Below are 22,474 nucleotides of genomic sequence, written 5' to 3' on the forward strand. Positions count from 1 at the left end.
AAAAGCGACAAGCCGTTCCGCCCGGGGAAGAAGCAGCCCTTCTGGATGCCAGACACGGAAAATGTCATAGCCGAACTCGGCAATGAGCCGCCGCTTATCGCGGATGGCCGCAGTGGCCCGCCCGATCGGCGCGAGGTTTCTGCGCGCTGGCTGTCGGGAACATTCCTGACCGGCGTGACTTCGAGCGTGCTGATGGGCGTGGCGCTGTTCGCCGCCCTTGACGGGCGCCAGCAACTGGCGACGCCACCCGAAATCGCGGAACTGATCGGCCTTTCCAGCAATGGCGATTCCGGCGAGGTGGCCAAGACAACCAGGCTGGTGGCGCCGCGTCAGATCGCCAAGGCCAAGGACCGCCGCCGCATGGAAGTGTCGATGGTCACCAAGGTCGGCGACCGCGACGTCATCCACACAATGCCTTTCGTGCAGATCAAGATGGCGCTCGCCGCGGGCCACACCACCAGCCGGCCCTACCCGCCTTTCGACCCGATGCAGGTGTTCGGCGACGACGGCGACGACGCTCCGGCGCAACCGGCGGCGGCCTCCGCCGCCTCCGGCCAGATCTATGGCGCCAAGGTCGAAAGCGAGATGAGCCTGAAGACCGTCGACTTCCCGATCGAGACGGCGGCCTTCGACGAGAAGAGCGATCTGTCCGCCGACGAGGTGGAAAAGGTGGTGCGCGAGGCCGGCACCGACCTTAGCGACGGCGCCGTGCAGGTCGCTTCACTCCACTATGTCGATCCGCAGCGATTCGGCGATGCCTTCGCCGAGAGCATGGCCGGTTCCTATGACGTCAAGATCGTGCCGGAAAACGTCTCGGTGTCGCCGCGTGCCGCGACTGACGACCAGGCGCCGGCTTTCGCCGAGGAAATCATTCCCTTCACCAAGGACACCGACCTCACCGAGGCCTTTGCCGATTCGGGTTATACGGGCGACGACGCCACCGGCATGGCCGAAGCGATCGCCAAGCTGTTGAACGCGCCGACGCTGAAAGCCGGAACCGTGCTGCGCGTCGGTCTCGAAGTCCATGGCGACGCCGCCAAGGTCGTGCGCACCAGCGTCTACGACAGGACCACCCATATCGTTACCATCGCGCTCGATGACCGCGGCCAGTATGTGCCGGCGCAGGAGCCCGATCCCAATCCCGAATTGTTGACGGCATTTGGCGATTCGTCGGCGCCGGTGGTGGTGCGCGGCAACCTGCCCACTGTCTATGACGGTATCTACCGCACCGCCTATTCCTACGGCATGTCGAAGAAAATGACCCAGCGGCTGATCAAGCTGCTGGCATCTGGCGTCGACTTCCAGTCACGACTCAATCCGTCCGATCGCCTCGAAGTGCTGTTCTCGCAGCCGGACGGGGATGACCAGACCTCCGACGATTCGGAGCTCCTCTATGTCTCGGCGAACTTCGGCGGTACGACGCGCAACTTCTATCGCTTCCAAATGCAGGACGGCAGCACCGACTATTTCGACGAGGATGGATCGAGCGCCGAGCAGTTCCTGCTGCGCAACCCATTGCCCAACGGAAGATTCACCTCCGGCTTTGGGGCGCGCAAGCATCCTATCCTGGGGTATGTCCGTATGCACACGGGCACCGACTGGGCCGCCCCGATCGGATCGCCGATCATCGCCGCCGGCAATGGCGTCGTCGAGAAGGCCGGCTGGGCTGGCGGCTATGGCAAGCAGATCATCCTGCGCCATGCCAATGGCTACGAGACCTCCTACAATCACCAGAGCGCCTTTGCAAAAGGCATCGCGCCGGGTGTTCGGGTTCGCCAGGGCCAGGTCATTGGCTATCTCGGCCAAACCGGTCTTTCCACCGGTCCGCATCTCCACTACGAGCTGATCGTCAACGGCACCAAAGTCGATTCGATGCGTGTTCGGCTGCCGGTAGGCAAGGTGCTGAAGGGCGACGACCTCGTCGCCTTCAAGCGCGAGCGCGAGCGCATCGACGACCTGCTGAAGCAGGAAGAAGGCAATTCGCTGAAGGTCGCGAGCGCCAAGATCGACGGCTAGCGTTTCACCGTTTCCCGAGGGAGAGCGCTACGCGCTTTTCCCGGGAAAACCGCTCACACTTTTCCTGGAATTGCTCTGAACCTTCGCCAATCCGGCATCGGCGAATCAGTTTCGCGACGAATCGGTTGACGATCCATCGGTGCGGCGCGGCCAGGGCAGCGCCTGACCCGAAACGGTCATCCAGGTGATGATCGCTGCAAGCAGGCACAGCACGGCGGTCGTCAAGGATATGGCTGAAAAGGCCGTGTCGCTGGCAGCAAGCCGTGTTGCTTCGAGTTCGGGCGGCAGGCCTGTCGATACCGGTTCGCCAAACCCCGGAATGCCCGACCTGACCCTGGTGTCGAGCATCGTTGAATAGACCCAGGTGGCAAGCGAGCCCATTGCCGCCACCGCGATCAGGCCGCCAATGCGCGAGACGGCATTGTTGATGCCGGAGGCAGCCCCCGTATCCTTGTCTTCCACCGCCGTCATGATCGCGGTGGACAGTGGTGAGACGACCAGCGCCATGCCGAGGCCCATCAGCGCCATCAGCGGAAATATTCCGGTCCAGAAATTGTGGATGCCGGCATGGGCGAGCAAGGCAAGTCCGGCGAAAGCCAAAGCCACGATCAGGCTGCCGCAGGCGATCGGGAAACGCGGTCCGATCCGGTCCGACAACTGCCCGACCGGTCCCGACAGAAGCGCGATCGATGCTGACAGCGGCAGGAAGATGAAGCCGACCTCCGCCGTGCTCAGTCCCCAGCCGGCGATCAGCAGCATCGGCAGATAGAAAAGATTGGCCGACAGCGCGAAATAGAGGAAGAAGGTCGCGACATTGGCACCGGCAAAAGCGCCGATGCGAAACAGGCTGAGGTCGATCATCGGCTCGCGTTGCCGGTGTTCGAACAGGATGAAGACCACAAGCAGCATCGCTCCGGCGGCAATGCTCGGCCCCGCCATATTGCCCTCGCCGCTCGAACTCATCGAGGTCAGCCCATAGGCGAGTGCGCCGAACGCCAATGTCGCGAGCGCGCCACCGCCGAGGTCGAGGCTGCGTTCTTCCGTCGCGGCATCGGCCGGAATCTTGACGAGCAGCAGGTAGATCGAGATCAGGCCGAGCGGCAGGTTGACGGCGAAGATCGCCCGCCAGATGCCGTCGCCGAAAGCCGACAGCACCAAGCCGCCGAGCACCGGCCCAAGGGCCGTGGTCAGCGCCGAGGCGGCGGCCCAGATGCCGATTGCACGGCCCCGCTCCTTTTTCGGATAGGCCTTGGCGATGATGGCGAGGCTGCCCGGCACCATGATCGCCGCACCAATACCCTGGACAGCGCGAAACCCGATCAGCACGACAGCATTCGGCGCCAACGCGCAGGCGAGCGAGGCAACGATGAACAGTGCGATGCCGGCCATGAAGGCGCGGCGCAGCCCGAACCGGTCGCCGGCGGCGCCTCCGGCAAGGATCAGCGCCGAAAGCGTCAATGCATAGGCATTGGAGATCCACTGCGCCTCGGCAAGGCCGGCGCCGAGGTTGACACGGATCGCCGGCATGGCGATGGCCAGGATCGAGCCGTCGATGAAGCCGAGCGCCGAGGCCAGGATCGCCGCGATCAAGACGAATCGCCGCTGCGATTGCGGACAAAAGGTTCCGTTCGTGACCGGGCTGGTCAGCGAGACGGCGGCGGCTTCATTTGGCGAATGCATGCCACCTTGCTTAGACCCCAGGCGCGCCGGCGACAACCGGCCAGCAGCTTGCAGTCCTTGAAACCAGCCAATTGGCCAGGATGCGTCCCGTGCCGATGCAAACGCCGGCAGTCATGCTAGGTTTTCCGGAAGAACGGCAGCCGGGGGCAATCAATGAAACGTCCACTTGAAGCGTCGGCGGAAGGACGCGGCCGCATTGTCGGCATCACCGACGGCGTCTTTGCCATCGCGCTCACGCTCATCGTGCTCGAGATCAGGGTGCCGGCGCATGAGAGCGTGCATTCCGAGCACGATCTGCTCGTCGCCATCGCCGCACTGGCACCGCGCTTCCTGACTTATGCCTTGAGCTTCCTGACGCTGACCATCTTCTGGTTCGGCCAGCAGGCTCAGCATGGGCTGATCGCCAAATCCGACAGGCGGCTTGCCACGCTGAATCTCTGCTTTCTCGCCTTCATCGCGCTCTTGCCGTTCTCGACCGACCTTCTCGCGGACTTCCTCGAATTCAGGACCGCGGTGCTGGTCTACTGGCTCAACCTGCTGATGCTCGGCGTCACGCTGTTCGCCAGCTGGCGCTATGCGGAAAAGAACGGCTTTGTCGCCGAAGATGTCGATGCCGAAACGAAGCGCACGGTCTATCTGCGCATCGTCAAGGCACAGATCCTGTGGGCGATCGGCGCGCTGCTCTGCCTGGTCACGCCGTTGCTCAGCGTCGGCGTCATCCTGGTGGTGCAGCTGATCTATGCCACCGCGTTGCGCGGCTCATTGCTGCGCAAAGTCATCGGCTGAGGGTCCGCCGACAAACTCCACGGTGACGCCTGGCGACACCAGCTTGGCGAGTTCGCGCGCGTCCCAGTTGGTCAGGCGTACGCAGCCATGGCTTTCGGTCTTGCCGATCTTCGACGGCTCGGGCGTTCCGTGGATGCCGTAGGTCGGCTTGTCCAGGGCGATCCACACCGAGCCGACGGGGCCGTTGGGGCCTGGCGGAATGGTCAGGATCTTGTCGTTCTGGCCCTGCTTGAAATTGATGTTCGGGTTGTAGGTGTAGTTCGGGTCGAGCGCGATGCGCGACACGGCGTGGATGCCGGTAGGCGACGGCGTGTCGGACGAACCGATGGTCGCGGGATAGGCAGCGACCAGCTTGCCGCCCGCATCATAGGCGTACACTTCCTTCTTGCTCTTGTCGGCGACGATGCGCGCGACGGGCGTCGAGACCAGCTTGCCGAAATTGGCGACCTTGATGATCGTGCCGGGACGGTTGAAGTCGAGGCCCTTGTTGATCGACTTGAGATAGTTCTCGTCCATGTGGAAGCGCTCGGCCAGCGCCTCGGTGACGGAGGTGTAGCACATGCAGTTGAGCTGCGCCTTCTGGCCGTAGTCTTCCGGGATCGAGGCGACATAGGCACCAGCCGCATCTTCCGCTGTGATGGTGTAGCTGGCGAAAGCATCGCCGCCCGATTGCGCGAGCGCCGCCTGGATGCCGACCGTGTCCGTCGATTTCAGATTGCTGCCGGTGATCTGGTTATAGGCGGCCAGGGCCTTATCGACATTCGAGCCGAAACGCCCGTCGATCACGCCCGGCGAAGCGCCGCCGCGGTCGAGCAGCACCTGCAGCGCCGCCACGTCCTGGCGCACGCCGAGCGACAGCGACGGATCGACGGCGGCCTTGCCGCCAGTATCAGGCGGCAGGGAAGCCTGCGTATCCGGATTGACCTGCTCTGCGTCCGGCCGCGCTGGGTCTATCGCGGCCTCGTTCAGCGGCTGGCGCTTGATGGTGCCCGGCTTTGCCGGTGGCGCATCGGGATAGCTGTTGTCGTAGCTGCCGTCGTCTTGCGGCGCCGGCGGATAGGCTTCGACCGAATTGTCGCCATAGGGGTCGTATTCGTCCGCCGGCGGCGGGATGACCCGGCCTTCCTCTTCCAACTGCTTGCGGCGGAAGCGCGCCATGTCTTGTGGATCGTCGAGATAGTAGCGGTCATCGTCGGCGGGAGCCCGGCCCAATTCGCGCAACCTTGTCTCGCGGCGAAGTGCACGCCGGTCAAGCCGCGTCTGCGGCGGCTGGATGGCGATGACCTTGCCGGTGTCGGCATCGACGATGACGCGGTTGCCGCGGGCATCGTAGTAGATGTCCAGATTTCCGTCCTGGGCCACAAGAATGCCGCCATCATCGGTGGCGCGGGCAACCTTTGCTGCATTGTCCTGCGTCGGCGCGGCAACCGCACCGAAAGACACGAGCCCGGTGGCAAGCGCCGAAAGGGCAAAGATCGTGCGGAACATCGTGGCCAACTCTCCGGTCCGTAATTGCCGCCGCCCGGCGTTGTTCACTGGGCGAACCCCTTCGCCAGCAAACCAGTTACCCCACCCTATGGTTCCAATATGAACCGGGCATGAAGATGGCGGTTTTTCGGCGTACCGACGAATACTCGCTAGCTTGCGAGCCCCAATTCCTTGCGCGCCGGCTTGGTCAGCTTCAGGGCGACAAGGCGATGGCTCTCGCGCAAATAATCCTTCAGCGCAGCATCATCCATGCTCTGGCTTGTCCGACGCTGGATCCATTTCATGCCGCGCGAGGCAAGGTAGGGCGCGGGCCGCAAGCCCGGCTGCTCCTTCAGCACGTCATAGGCGATGTCGGAACATTTGAAGGTGACGAAGAGCTGCTGGCCCTGATCCCAGCCGCCGATCGCAAACACCTTGGTGCCGACCTTCCAGACATGGGCGCCGCCCCACTGGACGACGTGGTTTACCGCGGGCAGTGCGGCGCAGAAGCCATTGTAGTCGTCCAGCGTCATCCGCCCCCCACCCTCGATATGAAAACGTCGCGCGTCCAGGATGGACGCGCGGCGTTGAAATCAGGCCGCCGCTTCGGTCGCGACGACCGGCGGCTTCGAGCGGAAGTTCAACCGGTCGGAACCGGACGTGACCTTGACGGTCGAACCGTCGAGAATCTCGCCGAGCAGGATCTTCTCCGCCAGCGGATCCTGCAGTTCCTTCTGCATCACCCGCTTCAGTGGCCGCGCGCCATAGGCCGGGTCGTAGCCCTTGGCCGCCAGCCACTCGATCGCCTCGTGATCCAGCGACAGCGTGATCTTGCGATCGACGAGCAGGCTTTCCAGCCGCTTGAGCTGGATTTCGACGATGCGGTCCATGTCCTTGCGCCGCAGCCGGTGGAACAGGATCACCTCGTCGACGCGGTTGAGGAATTCCGGCCGGAACGATGCCCTGACCACGCCCATCACCTCGTCGCGCACGGCATCGACATCCTGGTCCTCGCCGAGATTGACCAGATATTCGGCGCCAAGGTTCGACGTCATGATGATCAGCGTGTTGCGGAAATCGACCGTGCGGCCCTGCCCATCGGTGAGCCGGCCGTCATCGAGCACCTGCAAGAGCACGTTGAAGACATCGGGATGCGCCTTCTCGATCTCGTCGAACAGCACGACCTGATAGGGCCGGCGCCGCACCGCTTCGGTCAGCGCGCCGCCTTCCTCATAGCCGACATAGCCGGGAGGTGCGCCGATCAGCCGGGCGACCGAGTGCTTCTCCATGAACTCCGACATGTCGATGCGCACCATGGCGCTGTCGTCGTCGAACAGGAAGCTTGCCAGCGCCTTGGTCAATTCGGTCTTGCCGACGCCCGTCGGTCCCAGGAAGATGAACGAGCCGATCGGCCGGTTCGGATCCTGCAGCCCGGCACGGGCACGCCGCACCGCCTTGGAAACGGCTTGCACCGCCTCGCCCTGCCCGACGACCCGCTTGCCGATCTCGTCTTCCATGCGCAGCAGCTTGTCACGCTCGCCCTGCAGCATCTTGTCGACTGGAATGCCGGTCCAGCGCGAGACGATATGGGCGACATGGTCGGGGGTGACCACTTCCTCGACCATGCCGGCCTTGCCGTCCTGGGCTTCGGCTTCCTTCAGCTTCTTCTCGAGTTCCGGGATCTTGCCATAGGCAAGCTCGCCGGCGCGCTGGAACTCGCCCTTGCGCTGGGCAATGGCAAGATCGTTGCGTGCCTCGTCGAGCTGCTTCTTCAAGTCGGCCGCAAGCCCGAGTTTCTGTTTCTCGGCCTGCCACTTGGTTGTGATCTCGGTCGATTCCTCCTCAAGGCCGACAAGCTCCTTCTCCAGGCGGGCGAGCCGGTCCTTCGAGGCATCGTCCGTCTCGACCTTCAGCGCCTCGCGCTCGATCTTGAGCTGCATGATGCGGCGGTCGATCTCGTCCAGTGCCTCTGGCTTGGAATCGACTTGCATCCTCAGCCGCGAAGCGGCCTCGTCGACAAGGTCGATCGCCTTGTCCGGCAGGAAGCGGTCGGCGATATAGCGGTTGGACAGCGTCGCCGCCGCCACCAGCGCCGAGTCCGAGATACGCACCTTGTGGTGCTGCTCGTATTTTTCCTTCAGGCCGCGCAGGATCGAGACGGTGTCCTCCACCGTCGGCTCATCGACAAAGACCGGCTGGAAACGGCGGGCAAGTGCCGGATCCTTCTCGACATGTTTTCTGTATTCATCGAGCGTGGTCGCGCCGACGCAGTGCAGTTCACCGCGCGCCAGCGCCGGCTTCAACAGGTTCGACGCATCCATCGCGCCGTCCGCCTTGCCGGCGCCGACCAGCGTGTGCATCTCGTCGATGAACAGGATGATGTTGCCATTGGCCGAGGTGACTTCGGAGAGCACGGCCTTCAGCCGCTCCTCGAACTCGCCGCGATATTTGGCGCCGGCGATGAGTGCGCCCATGTCGAGCGCCATCAGCTGCTTGTCCTTCAGCGATTCCGGTACGTCGCCATTGACGATGCGCAGCGCCAGGCCTTCGGCGATCGCCGTCTTGCCGACGCCCGGCTCGCCGATCAGCACCGGATTGTTCTTGGTGCGGCGCGACAGCACCTGGATGGTGCGGCGGATCTCGTCGTCACGGCCGATGACCGGGTCGAGTTTGCCGGCGCGCGCGTCGGCGGTCAGGTCGCGCGCGTACTTCTTCAGCGCGTCATAGCCTTGCTCGGCACTCGCCGAATCGGCGGTACGGCCCTTGCGGACATCATTGATGACCTGGTTCAGCGCCTGCGCGGTGACGCCGGCCTTTGCCAGTATGTCGGCGGTCTTGGCCGACTTTTCCATGGTGAGCGCCTGCAGCAGCCGCTCGACCGTGACGAAGCTGTCGCCGGCCTTCTTGGCCAGTTCTTCCGCCGTCGAGAACACCTTGGCCAGCGGCTGCGCCAGGTAGAGCTGGCCGTTGCCGCCCTCCACCTTCGGCATTGCCTCGAGCGCCGTCTCGACGCCGAGCTTGACGTCGCGGACATTGCCGCCGGCGCGCTCGATCAGTGACGCGGCCAGGCCCTCGTCATCGTCGACGAGCACCTTCAAAATGTGTTCGGGGGTGAATTGCTGGTGATTGCGTGAGAGCGCCATGGTCTGCGCGGACTGGATGAAGCCGCGCACGCGCTCGGAGTACTTCTCAAGGTTCATATCTGTCTCCTTCCATCACCGGCCCGCTTTGCGGCACCGGATCAGATTGCGGTGACGGACCCGCCCATTCGAGCCGGGTCCTGTTCCGCCGAGATATGGTGCATAGGCCATGCCGTCTCAAGACGCCTTGATGTCGGTCAATGCATAATATTCCACGTCAGCCGAGACGAAAACGGCGGAGATTTCTCTCCGCCGTTCAACGTTTTGAAATGCCGTTCGTTCAGTTGTCGATGTCGACGATCACCGGCTCGGCATTGCCGCTATCGGCCGGGGCCGCGGCCACCTCGCCGGCATCCGCGTTGTCGCTGCCGCCATCGACCTGGTCGGCACTGGCGCGCGGACGGCGCGGACGGCGCGGGCGACGGACAGCGCCGCTCTCGGCAGCCGCTTCGTTGAGCTCGGCCTGGGCGGCAAGAGCCGCCGGCGAAAAACTCTCGAACAGCGGCGCCGGCTCGGCGACGGCAACGGTCTCGGCCGGTGAACCAGGCTCTAGCTGCACCTCCGCTTGTGCCGGGGCTTCGTTGCGCTGCTGGCCGCCTTGCTCGGTCGATGACGCGTAATCACGCTGGCTATTCTGGCCATAGCCGCCATTGGGGCGGCGATCGCGGTGACGCCCGCCATTGTTGTCGCGGCCACCATTGTTGCGCCCATTATTGTCGCGCCCGCCATTGTCGCGCCCACCACTGTCGCGATTGTCGCGGCCGTCACGGTTCAGCGCGACCTCGGCCGGCATGCCCTCGATCACCGGCTGCGGACCGGCGCCATGGTTGATGACAGGAATTTGCGGATCGGAGACGGTGTTGCCGCCATTGCCCCCGCCATTGTTGCCGGCATTGTTGCCGGCATTGTCGAAATCGTCGCGATCTTCATCGCCGTCATCGTCGAAATCGTCACGGTTCTGCTGGACGTTCTGGATCGGCATCTGCGCCTGCGCGGCGGCAATGATGCGATTGTAGTGTTCGGCGTGCTGGAGATAGTTCTCCGCCATGACCCGGTCGCCGGAGCTTTGCGCGTCACGGGCCAGCGTAGCGTATTTCTCGGCGATCTGCTGAGCCGATCCACGGATCTTCACATCCGGGCCGTTGCTCTCGTAGTTGCGCGTCAGGGGATTCGGGCCCTTGCGGTTGTTGTTGTTGTTATTGTTGTTGCCGCCGCCGCCGCCACTGTTGTTGCGACCGCGCATGCGCCTGTTCTGCTGTTGTGGCCTCATTCGACTCTCTTCATCTTGAAATTTTCGAAAACTCGTTACGAACGGAGGCGCTCATGCAGCCAGCCGTTTCGTTTCTTCACCGGCGTTCGCCCGCATCAATTGCGTTGGCGCCACGTGCCATCCTGTTCCGGTTACATCACTTGCCGGACGATTCCCGCACGAAGCTTGGGCGTCGTTTGCGCAAGAAGGCAGCTATTTCCAAGGAGGACCGAATCGCTAAGAGCACTGCCTGCTTCGTCTCATCCGGTTGAGGCGACCCTAGCCGCATTCCCTGGTATTGCCAAGCGGTTTTTTCGCACTGCGTCAAGGCTTATCCCCATTGAAAGACAAGAACCCTGTCGTTTCCGCCGAGATCACGCAAAGCAGCAGCCGATGCATAACCAGCCGCCTTGAATATATCCGTAACCTCATTGCGTTGCGTATGGCCGATCTCGACCGCAATCCTGCTTTCGGCTTCTAGAAACCGTGCCGCCTCGGCGGCAATGATCCTGTAGGGGTTCAGCCCATCCACGCCGCCATCCAAGGCTTGGCGTGGGTCGAAATCGCGGACCTCGTCCTGCAGATTTCCAATGTCTCCTGACGGTATATAGGGAGGGTTTGCGGCAATTACATGGTATCGGCCGGAAACTTTTTCGAACCAGTCCGACTGCACCGTCGTGAACCTGGCTCCGAGTCCGAGTTCCACGGCATTGCGCGCCGCCGTCGCCAGAGCGCCGGCGGAAATGTCGACACCGGTGGCGGTCGCGGCCGGCACGGCACTCAGCAGCGCCAGCGCGATGGCTCCCGACCCGGTGCCGAGATCAAGGATGCGGCAGGCCCCCTCCCGCGTGGCCATTGCCTTGACGAAGGGCAGCATCGCCTCGACCAGCGTTTCGGTATCCGGCCTCGGCTCGAGCGTTTCCGGCGACAGCGCCAGGCGCAAACCGTAGAATTCGCGGTAGCCGAGGATGCGGTGCACCGGTTCGCCACCCGCCCGGCGTCTCAGGGCGGCATCAATCGCGGCGATGGTGTTGCTGTCGATCATGCGTTCAGGGTCGGCAACGGCCTGCGTGCGCGTCGTGCCGGAAAAATGTTCGACGATCAGCCGCGCATCGAGCGCCGGATCGCCGACCCCGGCCGTCATAAGCCTGGCCCGCGCTGCCCGCAGCAACGGCCCCAGCGCCTCGGGCAGAGGGTCAGCCATCAAGGCCGATATCGGCCAGCAGCTTCGACTGGTGATCGGCGATCAGCGCGTCGACGATCTCGTCGAGCTCGCCCATCATCACCCGGTCGAGCTTGTAGAGCGTCAGGTTGATGCGATGGTCGGTGACGCGGCCTTGCGGGAAATTGTAGGTGCGGATGCGCTCCGAACGATCGCCGGAGCCGACCTGCGATTTGCGCGATTCCGAGCGCTCCTCATCCGCCTTGCCGCGCTCCAGGTCATAGAGCCGGGCGCGCAGGATCTGCATGGCCTTCGCCCGGTTCTGGTGCTGCGACTTCTCCGCCTGCACCACCATGATGCCGGTCGGCAAATGGGTGATGCGCACCGCCGAATCGGTGGTGTTGACGTGCTGCCCGCCGGAGCCCGAGGCACGCATCGTGTCGATGCGGATGTCTTCGGCGCGGATCTCGATGTCGACTTCTTCCGCTTCCGGCAGCACGGCGACGGTCGCCGCCGAGGTGTGAATGCGCCCACTGGCCTCGGTCGCCGGCACGCGTTGCACGCGATGAACGCCGGATTCGAATTTCAGATGGGCAAACACGCCCTTGCCCGAGACGGTGGCGATGATTTCCTTGAACCCGCCGGCATCGCCGTCGCTGGCCGACACGGTCTCGAACCGCCAGCCGCGTTCGGCGGCATAGCGCTCATACATGCGAAACAGGTCGCCGGCGAAGAGCGCCGCCTCGTTACCGCCGGTGCCGGCACGGATTTCGAGGATGGCGTTCTTGTCGTCGGCGGCATCCTTGGGCAGAAGCAGGATCTGGATATCCTTCTGCAGCGTTTCGATACGTTCCTCCACGCCGGGCAGATCCGCCTCGGCGAGAGCCCGCATCTCGGCGTCGGTGCCCTTGTCGGCAAGCATTGCCTCGAGGTCGGCCTGCTCATGCTCGGCCGAGCGCAATTCCCTGACCTTGGCCACCATGTCCTGCAGCTCGGCATATTCCGATGCCATCCTCACATAGGCATCCGGCGCCGGGCCGGCCGACATCTGCGCTTCGAGCATCTCGAAACGCTTGACGACTTGATCCATACGATCGCGGGGCAAATTGACCATGATGGGGACGCTACAACGGAATCGAGCGGTCGTCGGCGAAGGCCTGCAGCAGCGCCCGCATCGGCAACCCCTGCGCCGGCGCCATCAGATTGTCGTCGAAGAACGCCGTCAGTTCATCCAGCGGCAATTCCGTCAGCATCGCCTTGACCGGACCGATCGAGGCCGGCGACATCGAGATCGAGCGGAAGCCAAGACCGATCAGCGCCATCGCCGAGATCGGCTTGCCTGCCAGTTCACCGCACAGCGTCACCGGCGTGTGGTTGCGGGTGCCGGCATCGGCGATCTGCTTGAGCACGCGCAGGAATGGCGCCGACAACGTGTCGAAGCGGTTGGCCAGTTGCGTGTTGCCGCGGTCGACCGCCATGACGAACTGGAACAGATCATTCGAGCCGACCGAGACGAAATCGACCGCCTTCATCAATTCGTCGAGCTGGAACAGAAGCGACGGCACTTCCAGCATCGCGCCCAGCTTGAGGCTGGTCGGCAGATGATGGGCGAAACGCGAGAGATGCCGCACCTCGCGGTCGATGATTTCGCGCGCCTGGGCGATCTCGCCAAGCTCGGTCACCATCGGCAGCATCAGCTTGAGCTCGCGCCCGCCGCTGGCCTTCAGCAGGGCGCGGATCTGGGTGCGCAGCAACCCCGGCCGGTCGAGCGTCAACCGGATCGCCCGCCAGCCGAGCGCCGGGTTTTCTTCCTGGATGGCGCCCTTGAAATAGGGCAGCACCTTGTCGCCGCCGATGTCGATGCTGCGGAAGGTGACCGGCTTGCCGCGCGCGGCCTCAAGCACGTCGCGGTAGAGCTTCTCCTGCGCCTCGGCGCGCGGAAAGGTCGAGGCGACCATGAACTGCAGTTCGGTGCGGAAAAGGCCGATGCCGGCGGCGCCCGACTCGGCCAGCTGCGGCAGGTCGACGGCAAGCCCGGCATTCATCAGGAGATCGACTTGCACGCCGTCCCTGGTCGTCGACGGCTTCTTGCGCAGTTCGCGATAGACCTCTTGCCGGCGGGCGCGGAACCGCACCTTTTCGGCATAGGCCGCTTCGAGATCGGACTGCGGCCGCAGATGGATCGTGCCTTCCTCGCCGTCGACGATGATGGCGTCGCCGTTTTCCGCCATGGAAACGGCGCCCTTCATCTGGCCGGCGACCGGAATGCCCATGGCGCGCGCGACGATGACGACGTGGCTGGTGGCGGCACCATCCTCGAGCACCAGCCCGCGCATTTTCTCCCTGGGGTAGTCCAGCAGCTCGGCCGCGCCCATCGAGCGGGCGACGATGATGGCGTCCTTCGGCAGCGAGGCCGCGACATCTTCCGGCCCGCGGCCCATCAGCTGGCGCAAGAGCCGGTTGGCGAGGTCGTCGAAATCGCTCATCCGCTCGCGCAGATAGGGGTCGGTCATATGCAGCATGCGGGCGCGCATGTCGCTCTGCACCTTTTCCACGGCGGCTTCCGCCGTCAGGCCGTTGCGGATCGCCTCCTCCAGGCGCCGCACCCAGCCGCGGTCGTTGGCGAACATGCGGTAGGCTTCCAGCACCTGGCGATGCTCGCCCTCGAAGGCGACGTCGCGGCGCTCCAGCATGTCGTCGATGGAGAGCCGCAGCGAACTGAGCGAGCTCTCCAGCCGCCGGACCTCTTCCTCGCTGTCTTCATTGAACAGATTGGTGACGACGATGCGCGGCTCATGCAGCACGACATGGCCGAGCCCGACGCCGTCGTTGAAGGACAGGCCGGTGAAACTGACGGGCCGGCGCAGGTCGAGTTCCAGCCCAGGCCGGGTCAGCCGCGCCAGATCGCCGGTGGCGATCATCTCGGCGATGACCATGGCGGTGGTTTCCAGCGCCTCGACCTCGTCGTCGCGATAATGGCGCATGGTCTTGTTCTGCACGACCAGGACGCCCAGCGTGCGCCCGGCCCTGAGCACCGGCACGCCGAGGAAGGAATTGTAGATCTCTTCCCCCGTCTCCGGCAGATAGGCGAAAGCCGGATGTTCCTGCGCATTGGACAGATTGAGCGGCCGCGCGCTGGCCGCGATGGTGCCGACCAGGCCTTGCCCGAGCCGCAGCTGCGCCAAGTGGACGGCGTTCGGGTTCAGACCCTCGGTGGCGTAGAGCTCAAGCACCGAATCGGCGCGCAGCACATAGAGCGAGCACACTTCCGCGACCATGTTGGAAGCGATGTCGCGCACGATCCGGTCAAGCCGCTCCTGCGGCTCCAGCGGCTCTTGCATGAGCTCGCGGAGCCGTTTCAGCAAAACGCGCGGGCCGCTGGCCTGGTCACGCATCGCGGCTTCTTCTCCAATGAAACACCTGCCGGCGCAGTTTCCGCCGCTGCCGGCATGCGCGCAACAACTGATTCAGTCTTGCTACTGCTTATCCAGACCGTAGACGGAATGCAAAGTGCGAACCGCAAGTTCGGTGTACGGACCGTCGATCAGTATCGAAATCTTGATCTCGGAGGTGGTGATGGCGCGGATATTGATCGCCTTCTCGGCCAGCGCCTTGAAAGCGGTGGCGGCGACACCGGCATGGCTCCTCATGCCGATGCCGATGACCGAAACCTTCGACATGCCGGCTTCCGACTGCACCACATCGTAGCCGACCTCGGCCTTCAGCGCGTCGAGCACGGCCAGCGCCTTGTCGACGTCACCCGAAGGCACGGTGAAGGTCATGTCGGTGAACTTGCCGTCCTCGGAGATGTTCTGGACGATCATGTCGACATTGATGTTGGCCTCGGCCAGCGGCCCGAAAATGCCGGCGGCGACGCCAGGGCGGTCGCCGACGCGGCGCAGCGAAATCTGGGCCTCGTCCTTGGCGTAGGCAATTCCGGTGACGACCTGCTGTTCCACGATCTCTTCCTCGTCGCAAATGAGCGTTCCCGGAGGATTGAGCAAATCCCCCATTCCGGGCGCGTCGGGATCGTCGAAGGACGACCGCACGAAGGTACGCACCCTGTGCACCATGGCAAGCTCGACCGAACGCACCTGCAGAACCTTGGCGCCGAGCGAGGCCATTTCAAGCATTTCCTCGAAGGAGATCTTGGCCAGCCGCCGCGCCTTGGGCTCGATGCGTGGATCGGTGGTGTAGACCCCGTCGACGTCGGTGTAGATGTCGCAGCGGTCGGCCTTGACCGCCGCGGCGATGGCGACCGCGCTGGTGTCGGAACCGCCGCGGCCGAGGGTCGCGATGCGGTTGTCCGGCCCGATGCCCTGGAAGCCGGCGATGACGGCCACCTGGCCCTCGCCGAAGCGCTTGATCAGGAAGGCGCCGTCAATGTCGAGGATGCGCGCCGCGCCATGCGCGTTGTCGGTCTTGATCGGGATCTGCCAGCCCTGCCAGGAGCGGGCATGTACGCCCATATTCTGCAAGGTGATGGCGAGCAGGCCGGCCGTCACCTGCTCGCCGGAAGCGACGACCGCGTCATATTCGCGTGCGTCGTGCATCGGCGAGGCCTCGCGCGTCCAGCCGACCAGCTCGTTGGTCTTGCCGGCCATCGCCGAAACCACCACCGCCACCTCATGGCCGGCGTCGACCTCGCGTTTGACGTGACGCGCCACATTGCGGATGCGGGCGATGTCGGCGACGGAGGTTCCGCCGAATTTCATCACGATACGCGCCATGGAAGCGAAATGCCTTTGACTGAAGCCGACCAGGAGCCGAAAACGAAGGAAAGCGCCCGGCTGGCGCCGGCCGCTGAATGCGCGGCCTCCTTAGCCAAATGCTTTGGGTTTCGCAAGGCTGGCGGCGGAATGCCGGCTTCAAGAAGACGGCATATTGCCATCTAGGCCGGCGCCGCGTACCAAATGCTGCCCGCGGGGGATTTCCTTTTGGCTCGGCACAACAGATGATTGCTCGTCTTCGGCGCGCCATGCGGTTGCAATCGCTGCCGCTTGTCGCCGGCTTTGCCGTGCTGGCGCTGATCGTCGGCACCCGCGCGCTGCTCGTCGAGGGACAAAGGGCCAATCGTGCCGCCGCGCGCGGGACAATCGAATACCAGCAACAGCTTTCAGGGCTGCTTTCATTGGCGCAGGAAGCCGAGGCAGGCCAGCGCGGCTATCTGCTGACCGGCGAGAAATCCTATCTCGAACCGTACCAGAAGGCTGTCGACGCAATTCCGGGCCAACTTGCCCACATCGATGCCATGACATCATCCAATGATCAGCTCGCCCCGCAGATCAGCCACATCAAGGATGCGCTGGTGCAAAAGCTGGCTGAAATGTCCGAGACGATCGCCCTCTACGACAAGGGCGATGCGTCGAAGGCGCTGGAACTCGTCCGCGGCGGCCAGGGCAAGGCCGCCATGGACGATATCCGCGCCAGCATGGACACGATCCGGCGCATCGGCGCCGCCGACATCGCCGCGCGCGATGAACGCACGGACCAGTTCGAGGCCTGGCTGCGTGTCGGTTCGCTTGCGGCCCTCGCCGCGATCTTCCTGCTCTGCGCCTACACCATCCGCCAATCCCGCCGCCGATTCCGCGAGGTCGCCACCGCCCAGGAAGAGCTGATGCGCAAGAACATCGAGCTCGGCAACGAGATCGACACGCGCGAGAGGGCCGAATCCCAGATTCGCCAGATGCAGAAAATGGAGGCGGTCGGCCAACTGACGGGCGGCATCGCCCACGATTTCAACAATATGCTGGCGGTCATCCTCAGCGCGATGAACCTTGCCCAGCGCAAGCTGAAGCGCGGCGAGAATGACATCGAGAAATTCATCGAGGCCGCGACGGATGCGGCCAACCGTGCAGCCAATTTGACCTCCCGGCTGCTTGCCTTCTCGCGCCTGCAGCCGCTGGCGCCGCAGGTGGTCGACACCAACCGGCTGTTGACCGGCATGTCCGACCTTCTGCACCGCGCGCTCGGCGAAGGCATCCGGGTCGAAACCGTGCTGGCGGCGGGCCTGTGGAAAACCTACGCCGACCCCAGCCAGATCGAGAACGCCATCCTCAACCTTGCCGTCAATGCCCGTGACGCCATGGACAATGACGGCAAGTTGACCATCGAGACCGCCAACAGCCACCTCGACGACGCCTACGCCGCGACGCATGCCGAAGTCACGCCAGGCCAATATGTGATGATCGCGGTAACCGACACCGGCACCGGCATGTCGCCCGAGGTCATCGCCAAGGCGTTCGAACCCTTCTTCACGACCAAGCCGGTCAACAAGGGCACGGGACTTGGGCTGAGCCAGGTGTTCGGCTTCGTCAAGCAGTCGGGCGGCCACGTCAAGATCTACTCCGAACCGGGCCAAGGCACGACGATCAGGATCTATCTGCCCCGGTTTTTCGGACCGGAGGAGCCGGCGGCATCCGCCGGGCGCGGCAAGGGCGCCGCCAGGGTCACCGAAACGATCCTCGTCGTCGAGGACGACGATCGCGTGCGGGCCGCCACGACAGACGCCATACGCGAACTCGGCTACACGGTCATCCACGTTGGAAGTGGCCAGGAAGCCCTTCAGAAGCTGGCGGCGACATCGGACATCGCCGTGCTTTTCACGGATATCGTCATGCCTGCGATGAACGGCCGCAAGCTCGCAGAGGAAGCGGTCGCACGCCAACCCGGTCTGAAGGTCATCTTCACCACCGGATTCACCAGGAATGCCGTCGTCCATAACGGCGTGCTCGACCATGACGTGCACTTCCTGGCCAAGCCGTTCACCATCGAGCAACTCGAAGCCAAATTGCGCGACGTGCTGGACGCAAAATAGGCCGCGCCAGAACGTCCTTCAGCCTGAGGCGGTCACGCTTGTCCACAGGCCGGGATAGTCGACGACGAAGCCGTGCGGCGAGACACCAAGGATCTCGTCATAGCCGAACACGGGCGCAGTGTAGGCGTAGCGGGTCTCGTCGAGATGCCGATAGCTTTGCTCGAGAAGCACTATCTCGAGCGTTGGAAAGCTCAGATAGGCGGCTGGAGCGGGCGTCGTCTCCCCGATGCCGAGGTCGAACCGGCGTATCGCCAGCAGGTTCGATGCCGGCGTGAAGCCGAGGTCGACGTCGACAAGGCCGGCAACGCCCCGCTGAGGCTCGCCGTTCAGCATCCACTCGCCGTCGGCACGTCGTTCAATGGCATAGTGCAGCTCGCGCATGCCGAGAAAACCATCGACCCGCTCCGATCGCGTGCGCCAGCCGGCGTCGCAAATCACCTCATAGGCAAGGCAGCATGGCTTGGCGTCCTGGACGAAGATGGCCTGTCCCTGGAGGCTGTGCCCGCCATCGGCTTGCGACAGCAGGCAGGCGTCGTGGCCCTCCACATCCAGCCTGCGCCAAAGGATCGAAGCCGTCATGACCTTCATCGTGCACTCCTCCGAATCCAAACGATGCTCGTCATTCGCCGGCCGGCCAATTGTGTTTCACCGCCGTGGTCGACAACTGACATGCCCTGACAGGATGCTCCGCCCTGTCGGCAGAGGAAAATTGTTGCCTTGACTTTCCCGCCTCCACGCCCGACTTCCTAGCGTTCGAGGAGACCAACCAATGCCAGAACCCCGACGATCGACGATCGATGCCGGAGAAGTGGAACGCTTTTCCGCCCTTGCCGCCGAATGGTGGAACCCGAACGGCAAGTTTCGTCCGCTGCACAAATTCAATCCGGTCCGGCTTTCCTATATCCGCGACCAGATAGCGACGCGCTTCGGCCGTGATCCGCGTGCCGCGCGGCCGTTCGAGGGGCTGCGCATCCTCGATATCGGCTGCGGCGGCGGTCTTTTGTGCGAGCCGATGGCGCGGCTTGGCGCCGAGGTCGTGGGAGCGGACGCTTCCGAGACAAACATCGAAGTGGCGAAACTGCATGCAGCCGAAGGCAATGTGATCGTCGACTACCGAGCCACGACTGCCGAGGATCTTGCCGACGCCGGCGAAACATTCGACGTCATCCTCAACATGGAAGTGGTCGAGCACGTCGCCGACATCGATCTGTTCGTCGCCAAATGCGGGCAGATGGTCCGCCCCGGCGGCATCATGTTCGTGGCCACCATCAACCGCACGCTGAAGGCGCTGGGTCTCGCCATCATCGGTGCTGAATATGTGCTGCGCTGGCTGCCGCGCGGCACTCACCAGTTCGGCAAGCTGGTGCGCCCGGAAGAACTGGAGAAGGCGCTCGGCGGCGCCAGCCTGACGGTCATCGACCGCACCGGCGTCACCTACAATCCGCTTGCCGACCGCTGGGCGCGGTCGAAGGACATGGACGTCAACTACATGGTGCTGGCGGAGAAGGGATCCGTCTGATCCGGCGCAGTTTTCCTGGAATTTGCTCCAGGTGTGTCGGGATTGAGGTCAGGCCGAGTCGAAAATGGCGGCTTCCGAGAACCGGAGCGGAGCTCACTTTTGGCTACGCGAGCACCGGCCTGCGCCGGCCGTAGCCTTAGCTGCCACGCCATTCACGAGTGCTTCGGCCGGCGAAGGCCGGAAGCGCAGCAAGCCGCCATTTGCAGCCCGGCATCACCTGAATATCGGCACACCTTAGGCGTCGAGTGGCCGATAGCCCCCGCGCCAGTAGATCAGCGCCTGGCCGGCATCGCGGGTGCGCACCGCCTCGACCGAACCGATGACGATGGAATGCGTGCCGCGGTCGATCATCTCGTCGAGGCTGCAGTCGAAGGCGGCCACCGCGTCCGAAAGCAGCGCGGCTCCGGTCTTCAACGTCACCCATTCGGCGCCCTCATAGCGGTCCTTGCCCTTGATGCCGCCAAAGCCGGAGAAACGCTCCGCCACGGCTTGATGCCGAGGCCCCAGCGAATTGACGCCGAAATGCCGATAGCGCTCGATAACCGGCCAGGTCGATGACGATCGGTTGACGCAAGCGATCACCTTGGGCGGTTCGGCCGACAGCGAGACCACCGAAATGACCACAAGGCCGGACCGGTCGTCGCCGACACCGGCGGTGATGACGCTGACATTGCCGACGATGAGCCGCATGGCGGCGCGAAAGTCGGCGACGCTGACCGGAGCTTCTGTCATGGCAATGCCTCTTCGCTTCTTTGCTAAGCCGCCGACTGCATCGCGGCCGGTGCGATGCGGATGCCCCTCTCTTCGAGAATGGGTAGCACGGTGTCGCGGAAATAGGGGAATTCCTCGACATAATCGACGAAGGACAGTGTCGAACCGCGAAAGCCTGCCGCGTGCAAGGCGGTGATCCCGTCGGCGACCTGGTCGGGCGTCCGTCCTGCTCATCGATGCGGTGACGCGCATTCCCGAAATGGCCGACAAGCTCGAAGACGTCGCGCGCACGCTCGAACTGATGACCGGCATCTACGAACAGGCGGCGCGGGCCGCCGCCACGCACCGCCGCCGGAACCCAAGGCCGGAGCCCGGCGGCGACGCCGACGGCGGCGGAAAACTCTGACGATTTTTACGCAGGCTGCGGCTTCGCGATGGCTTGGCTCTGCGCCTTCGTGGTGATGAAGACGCCGGCGGTGATGATGGCGGCGCCGGCCCAGGTCAGCAGCTGATAGCGTTCGCCAAGGAAGATCGTGCCGGCAAACAGGCCGACGGCGGCCGCCACATAGCCGATCTGGCTGAGATAGACCGGGCCGCCGACCGCCTGCAGCCGGAAGAAGAAGGCGAACATCGCAGACGCCGATGCGACCTGCGCGATGACGACCAGCGGCACGCCGCCGAGCGGCGCGAAGGCCTTGATGCCGAACAGAGCGAGAATGCCGGCGAGCAGCAGCGTCGCCGACGCCAGATGGCTGCCGACGGCAAGCTCGATCGGGCCGGTGCCTACCGGCCAGTCGACGGTGCGGTAGATGTTGCCTGCGGCAAGGCTGACCGGGATTAGCAGCCCCATCGCCACCCAGAACAGATCGGCCGGCTGGCCGGCCTCGCCGCGCGTCGCCGCCACAATTACGGCGCCGACGAAACCGACGGCGATGCCGATGATGCCCAGCATGTTGGGGCGCCGGACCCGCAGCAGGATCGAGAACACCAGTGTGACGACAGGCGAAAGCGTGAACATGATGCCGGTATAGCCGGCGCCCAGATGCGGTATGGCCGAGAACATCAAGAGATTGGGCACGGCATAGGACACGGCGGACGTGACGAAGAAATAGCGCAGTTTGTGCGCGGTGAGCCGGATACGCTGGCCGCGCAGCAAAAGCGCGCACAAAAGCACGCCGCCGGCGCCGAGCGAGATGACGAAAGCCCAGACCATGGCCGGCACGCCGGCTGCCGTGGCGAGCTTGCCGAAGGGCAGTGTCAGGCCGAGCAGGCCGCCTGTGACGACCAGCAGGCCGAGCGCCGAATCCCAGAGAAATTCCATCGGATGGTCCCGTTACTCAATCGTGAAATTTGGCACTTGCGGCGCTTGGCCGGTGCTGTACCTTAAGATAGGATAACACAAAGATTCTTAACGTCAAGATATTTAACGGTGAGACAGATGGATCGCGCGGCGAAAGCGATCGAGCAGTGGAAGCGGGAACGGCCGGACCTTGATGTCTCGCCGATGGGCGTGCTCGGGCGATTGAACGAAGCCTCGTCGTTGATCGCGCGTGATCGCCTGGCCCCGCTGTTTGCGCAATTCGGATTGCAAGCCGGCGAGTTCGACGTGCTGGCGACGCTGCGCCGCTCAGGCTCACCTTACGCGCTGACGCCGACAGATCTCTACGAAGCGACCATGGTGACATCGGGGGCCATGACCAACCGGCTCGACCGATTGGAAAAGGCCGGATTGATCCTGCGTGGCCCGCACCCCAACGACCGGCGCGGCATCGTCGTGCGGCTTACCGAGAAGGGTCTCGCCTTGATCGACGAGGCCCTGACCGCCCACGTCGCCAATGAGCACGAGATCCTCGCGGGCCTGACGCCTGCGGAACGGGAAGCGCTCTCGCACCTGCTTGAGAAATTGATAGGCAGCGTGAGCTGAACC

Annotated in this window: 19 protein-coding genes; 6 read left to right on the forward strand and 13 right to left on the reverse strand. The window is 64.1% G+C overall.

Annotation, left to right across the window (positions count from 1 at the left end; genetic code table 11):
* The first annotated feature begins 45 nt into the window (after window positions 1-45).
* Complete coding sequence (locus FJ546_RS26125; RefSeq protein WP_181168095.1) at window positions 46-2,016, forward strand: M23 family metallopeptidase; 1,971 nt, start codon at window positions 46-48, stop codon at window positions 2,014-2,016.
* A gap of 105 nt (window positions 2,017-2,121) precedes the next feature.
* On the opposite strand, the gene FJ546_RS26130 is transcribed toward FJ546_RS26125, so the two are convergent.
* On the reverse strand, window positions 2,122-3,696 hold the full coding sequence (locus FJ546_RS26130) for an MFS transporter (RefSeq protein ID WP_140891953.1): 1,575 nt from the start codon (window positions 3,694-3,696) through the stop codon (window positions 2,122-2,124).
* 153 nt (window positions 3,697-3,849) lie between these two features.
* Here FJ546_RS26130 and FJ546_RS26135 point away from each other — a divergent pair, with 153 nt between their 5' ends.
* A complete protein-coding gene (locus FJ546_RS26135) occupies window positions 3,850-4,482 on the forward strand; it encodes a TMEM175 family protein (protein ID WP_140891954.1) in 633 nt (210 codons plus the stop codon).
* On the opposite strand, the gene FJ546_RS26140 is transcribed toward FJ546_RS26135, so the two are convergent.
* The 8 genes from FJ546_RS26140 to FJ546_RS26175 form a co-directional block, all read right to left on the reverse strand.
* Window positions 4,456-5,970: a L,D-transpeptidase family protein gene (locus FJ546_RS26140; RefSeq protein ID WP_140891955.1), complete on the reverse strand. Its 1,515-nt coding sequence runs from the start codon at window positions 5,968-5,970 to the stop codon at window positions 4,456-4,458. The genes FJ546_RS26135 and FJ546_RS26140 overlap by 27 nt on opposite strands.
* Window positions 5,971-6,119: 149 nt before the next feature.
* Window positions 6,120-6,482 carry an MmcQ/YjbR family DNA-binding protein gene (locus FJ546_RS26145; RefSeq protein WP_140891956.1) on the reverse strand — a complete coding sequence of 121 codons (363 nt, stop codon included), beginning with the start codon at window positions 6,480-6,482 and terminating at the stop codon, window positions 6,120-6,122.
* 60 nt (window positions 6,483-6,542) lie between these two features.
* Window positions 6,543-9,149, reverse strand: a complete 2,607-nt coding sequence (gene clpB, locus FJ546_RS26150; protein WP_140891957.1) for an ATP-dependent chaperone ClpB — start codon at window positions 9,147-9,149, stop codon at window positions 6,543-6,545.
* Window positions 9,150-9,369: 220 nt separating this feature from the next.
* Complete coding sequence (locus FJ546_RS26155; protein WP_140891958.1) at window positions 9,370-10,359, reverse strand: DUF4167 domain-containing protein; 990 nt, start codon at window positions 10,357-10,359, stop codon at window positions 9,370-9,372.
* Between the two features lie 310 nt (window positions 10,360-10,669).
* Window positions 10,670-11,542, reverse strand: a complete 873-nt coding sequence (prmC, locus tag FJ546_RS26160; RefSeq protein ID WP_140891959.1) for a peptide chain release factor N(5)-glutamine methyltransferase — start codon at window positions 11,540-11,542, stop codon at window positions 10,670-10,672.
* Window positions 11,535-12,614: a peptide chain release factor 1 gene (gene prfA / locus FJ546_RS26165; RefSeq protein ID WP_140891960.1), complete on the reverse strand. Its 1,080-nt coding sequence runs from the start codon at window positions 12,612-12,614 to the stop codon at window positions 11,535-11,537. The genes prmC and prfA overlap by 8 nt, the downstream gene beginning before the upstream one ends.
* 10 nt (window positions 12,615-12,624) lie before the next feature.
* The gene (ptsP, locus tag FJ546_RS26170; protein ID WP_140891961.1) at window positions 12,625-14,895 is read right to left on the reverse strand and encodes a phosphoenolpyruvate--protein phosphotransferase; all 2,271 of its coding nucleotides are present in this window, start codon (window positions 14,893-14,895) and stop codon (window positions 12,625-12,627) included.
* An 81-nt stretch (window positions 14,896-14,976) separates the two neighbouring features.
* Window positions 14,977-16,230 carry an aspartate kinase gene (locus FJ546_RS26175; protein ID WP_140891962.1) on the reverse strand — a complete coding sequence of 418 codons (1,254 nt, stop codon included), beginning with the start codon at window positions 16,228-16,230 and terminating at the stop codon, window positions 14,977-14,979.
* Between the two features lie 248 nt (window positions 16,231-16,478).
* On the opposite strand from FJ546_RS26175, the gene FJ546_RS26180 reads away from it, so the two are divergent.
* A complete protein-coding gene (locus FJ546_RS26180; RefSeq protein WP_140892059.1) occupies window positions 16,479-18,317 on the forward strand; it encodes a CHASE3 domain-containing protein in 1,839 nt (612 codons plus the stop codon).
* A gap of 18 nt (window positions 18,318-18,335) precedes the next feature.
* Here FJ546_RS26180 and FJ546_RS26185 read toward each other — a convergent pair whose 3' ends face one another.
* Entirely contained in the window at window positions 18,336-18,905 is a 570-nt protein-coding gene (locus FJ546_RS26185; RefSeq protein WP_140891963.1) for a putative glycolipid-binding domain-containing protein, read from the reverse strand.
* A gap of 181 nt (window positions 18,906-19,086) precedes the next feature.
* On the opposite strand from FJ546_RS26185, the gene ubiG reads away from it, so the two are divergent.
* Complete coding sequence (gene ubiG / locus FJ546_RS26190; protein WP_140891964.1) at window positions 19,087-19,836, forward strand: bifunctional 2-polyprenyl-6-hydroxyphenol methylase/3-demethylubiquinol 3-O-methyltransferase UbiG; 750 nt, start codon at window positions 19,087-19,089, stop codon at window positions 19,834-19,836.
* A gap of 234 nt (window positions 19,837-20,070) precedes the next feature.
* Here ubiG and FJ546_RS26195 read toward each other — a convergent pair whose 3' ends face one another.
* Both FJ546_RS26195 and FJ546_RS26200 read right to left on the reverse strand, forming a co-directional pair.
* Window positions 20,071-20,568: a flavin reductase family protein gene (locus FJ546_RS26195; protein ID WP_140891965.1), complete on the reverse strand. Its 498-nt coding sequence runs from the start codon at window positions 20,566-20,568 to the stop codon at window positions 20,071-20,073.
* Between the two features lie 23 nt (window positions 20,569-20,591).
* Window positions 20,592-20,735, reverse strand: coding sequence for a hypothetical protein (locus FJ546_RS26200; RefSeq protein WP_246686974.1), 144 nt, complete (start codon window positions 20,733-20,735; stop codon window positions 20,592-20,594).
* A gap of 71 nt (window positions 20,736-20,806) precedes the next feature.
* On the opposite strand from FJ546_RS26200, the gene FJ546_RS26205 reads away from it, so the two are divergent.
* Window positions 20,807-20,953 (forward strand): hypothetical protein, encoded by a 147-nt coding sequence (locus FJ546_RS26205; RefSeq protein WP_246686975.1) that lies wholly within the window; start codon window positions 20,807-20,809, stop codon window positions 20,951-20,953.
* Between the two features lie 6 nt (window positions 20,954-20,959).
* Here FJ546_RS26205 and FJ546_RS26210 read toward each other — a convergent pair whose 3' ends face one another.
* Window positions 20,960-21,868, reverse strand: coding sequence for a DMT family transporter (locus tag FJ546_RS26210; RefSeq protein ID WP_140891966.1), 909 nt, complete (start codon window positions 21,866-21,868; stop codon window positions 20,960-20,962).
* 117 nt (window positions 21,869-21,985) lie between these two features.
* On the opposite strand from FJ546_RS26210, the gene FJ546_RS26215 reads away from it, so the two are divergent.
* A complete protein-coding gene (locus tag FJ546_RS26215; protein WP_140891967.1) occupies window positions 21,986-22,471 on the forward strand; it encodes a MarR family transcriptional regulator in 486 nt (161 codons plus the stop codon).
* Window positions 22,472-22,474: the final 3 nt, after the last annotated feature.

This window comes from Mesorhizobium sp. B2-4-19, from assembly GCF_006441315.1.
GTDB lineage: Bacteria > Pseudomonadota > Alphaproteobacteria > Rhizobiales > Rhizobiaceae > Mesorhizobium.

What these genes read in the sequence shown, in the direction of transcription:
- FJ546_RS26125 (WP_181168095.1), top strand. Translation starts at nt 46, where the DNA reads ATGCCAGACACGGAAAATGTCATAGCCGAACTCGGCAATGAGCCGCCG.
- FJ546_RS26130 (WP_140891953.1), bottom strand. Translation starts at nt 3,696, where the DNA reads ATGCATTCGCCAAATGAAGCCGCCGCCGTCTCGCTGACCAGCCCGGTC.
- FJ546_RS26135 (WP_140891954.1), top strand. Translation starts at nt 3,850, where the DNA reads ATGAAACGTCCACTTGAAGCGTCGGCGGAAGGACGCGGCCGCATTGTC.
- FJ546_RS26140 (WP_140891955.1), bottom strand. Translation starts at nt 5,970, where the DNA reads ATGTTCCGCACGATCTTTGCCCTTTCGGCGCTTGCCACCGGGCTCGTG.
- FJ546_RS26145 (WP_140891956.1), bottom strand. Translation starts at nt 6,482, where the DNA reads ATGACGCTGGACGACTACAATGGCTTCTGCGCCGCACTGCCCGCGGTA.
- clpB (WP_140891957.1), bottom strand. Translation starts at nt 9,149, where the DNA reads ATGAACCTTGAGAAGTACTCCGAGCGCGTGCGCGGCTTCATCCAGTCC.
- FJ546_RS26155 (WP_140891958.1), bottom strand. Translation starts at nt 10,359, where the DNA reads ATGAGGCCACAACAGCAGAACAGGCGCATGCGCGGTCGCAACAACAGT.
- prmC (WP_140891959.1), bottom strand. Translation starts at nt 11,542, where the DNA reads ATGGCTGACCCTCTGCCCGAGGCGCTGGGGCCGTTGCTGCGGGCAGCG.
- prfA (WP_140891960.1), bottom strand. Translation starts at nt 12,614, where the DNA reads ATGGTCAATTTGCCCCGCGATCGTATGGATCAAGTCGTCAAGCGTTTC.
- ptsP (WP_140891961.1), bottom strand. Translation starts at nt 14,895, where the DNA reads ATGCGTGACCAGGCCAGCGGCCCGCGCGTTTTGCTGAAACGGCTCCGC.
- FJ546_RS26175 (WP_140891962.1), bottom strand. Translation starts at nt 16,230, where the DNA reads ATGGCGCGTATCGTGATGAAATTCGGCGGAACCTCCGTCGCCGACATC.
- FJ546_RS26180 (WP_140892059.1), top strand. Translation starts at nt 16,479, where the DNA reads ATGCGGTTGCAATCGCTGCCGCTTGTCGCCGGCTTTGCCGTGCTGGCG.
- FJ546_RS26185 (WP_140891963.1), bottom strand. Translation starts at nt 18,905, where the DNA reads ATGAAGGTCATGACGGCTTCGATCCTTTGGCGCAGGCTGGATGTGGAG.
- ubiG (WP_140891964.1), top strand. Translation starts at nt 19,087, where the DNA reads ATGCCAGAACCCCGACGATCGACGATCGATGCCGGAGAAGTGGAACGC.
- FJ546_RS26195 (WP_140891965.1), bottom strand. Translation starts at nt 20,568, where the DNA reads ATGACAGAAGCTCCGGTCAGCGTCGCCGACTTTCGCGCCGCCATGCGG.
- FJ546_RS26205 (WP_246686975.1), top strand. Translation starts at nt 20,807, where the DNA reads ATGGCCGACAAGCTCGAAGACGTCGCGCGCACGCTCGAACTGATGACC.
- FJ546_RS26210 (WP_140891966.1), bottom strand. Translation starts at nt 21,868, where the DNA reads ATGGAATTTCTCTGGGATTCGGCGCTCGGCCTGCTGGTCGTCACAGGC.
- FJ546_RS26215 (WP_140891967.1), top strand. Translation starts at nt 21,986, where the DNA reads ATGGATCGCGCGGCGAAAGCGATCGAGCAGTGGAAGCGGGAACGGCCG.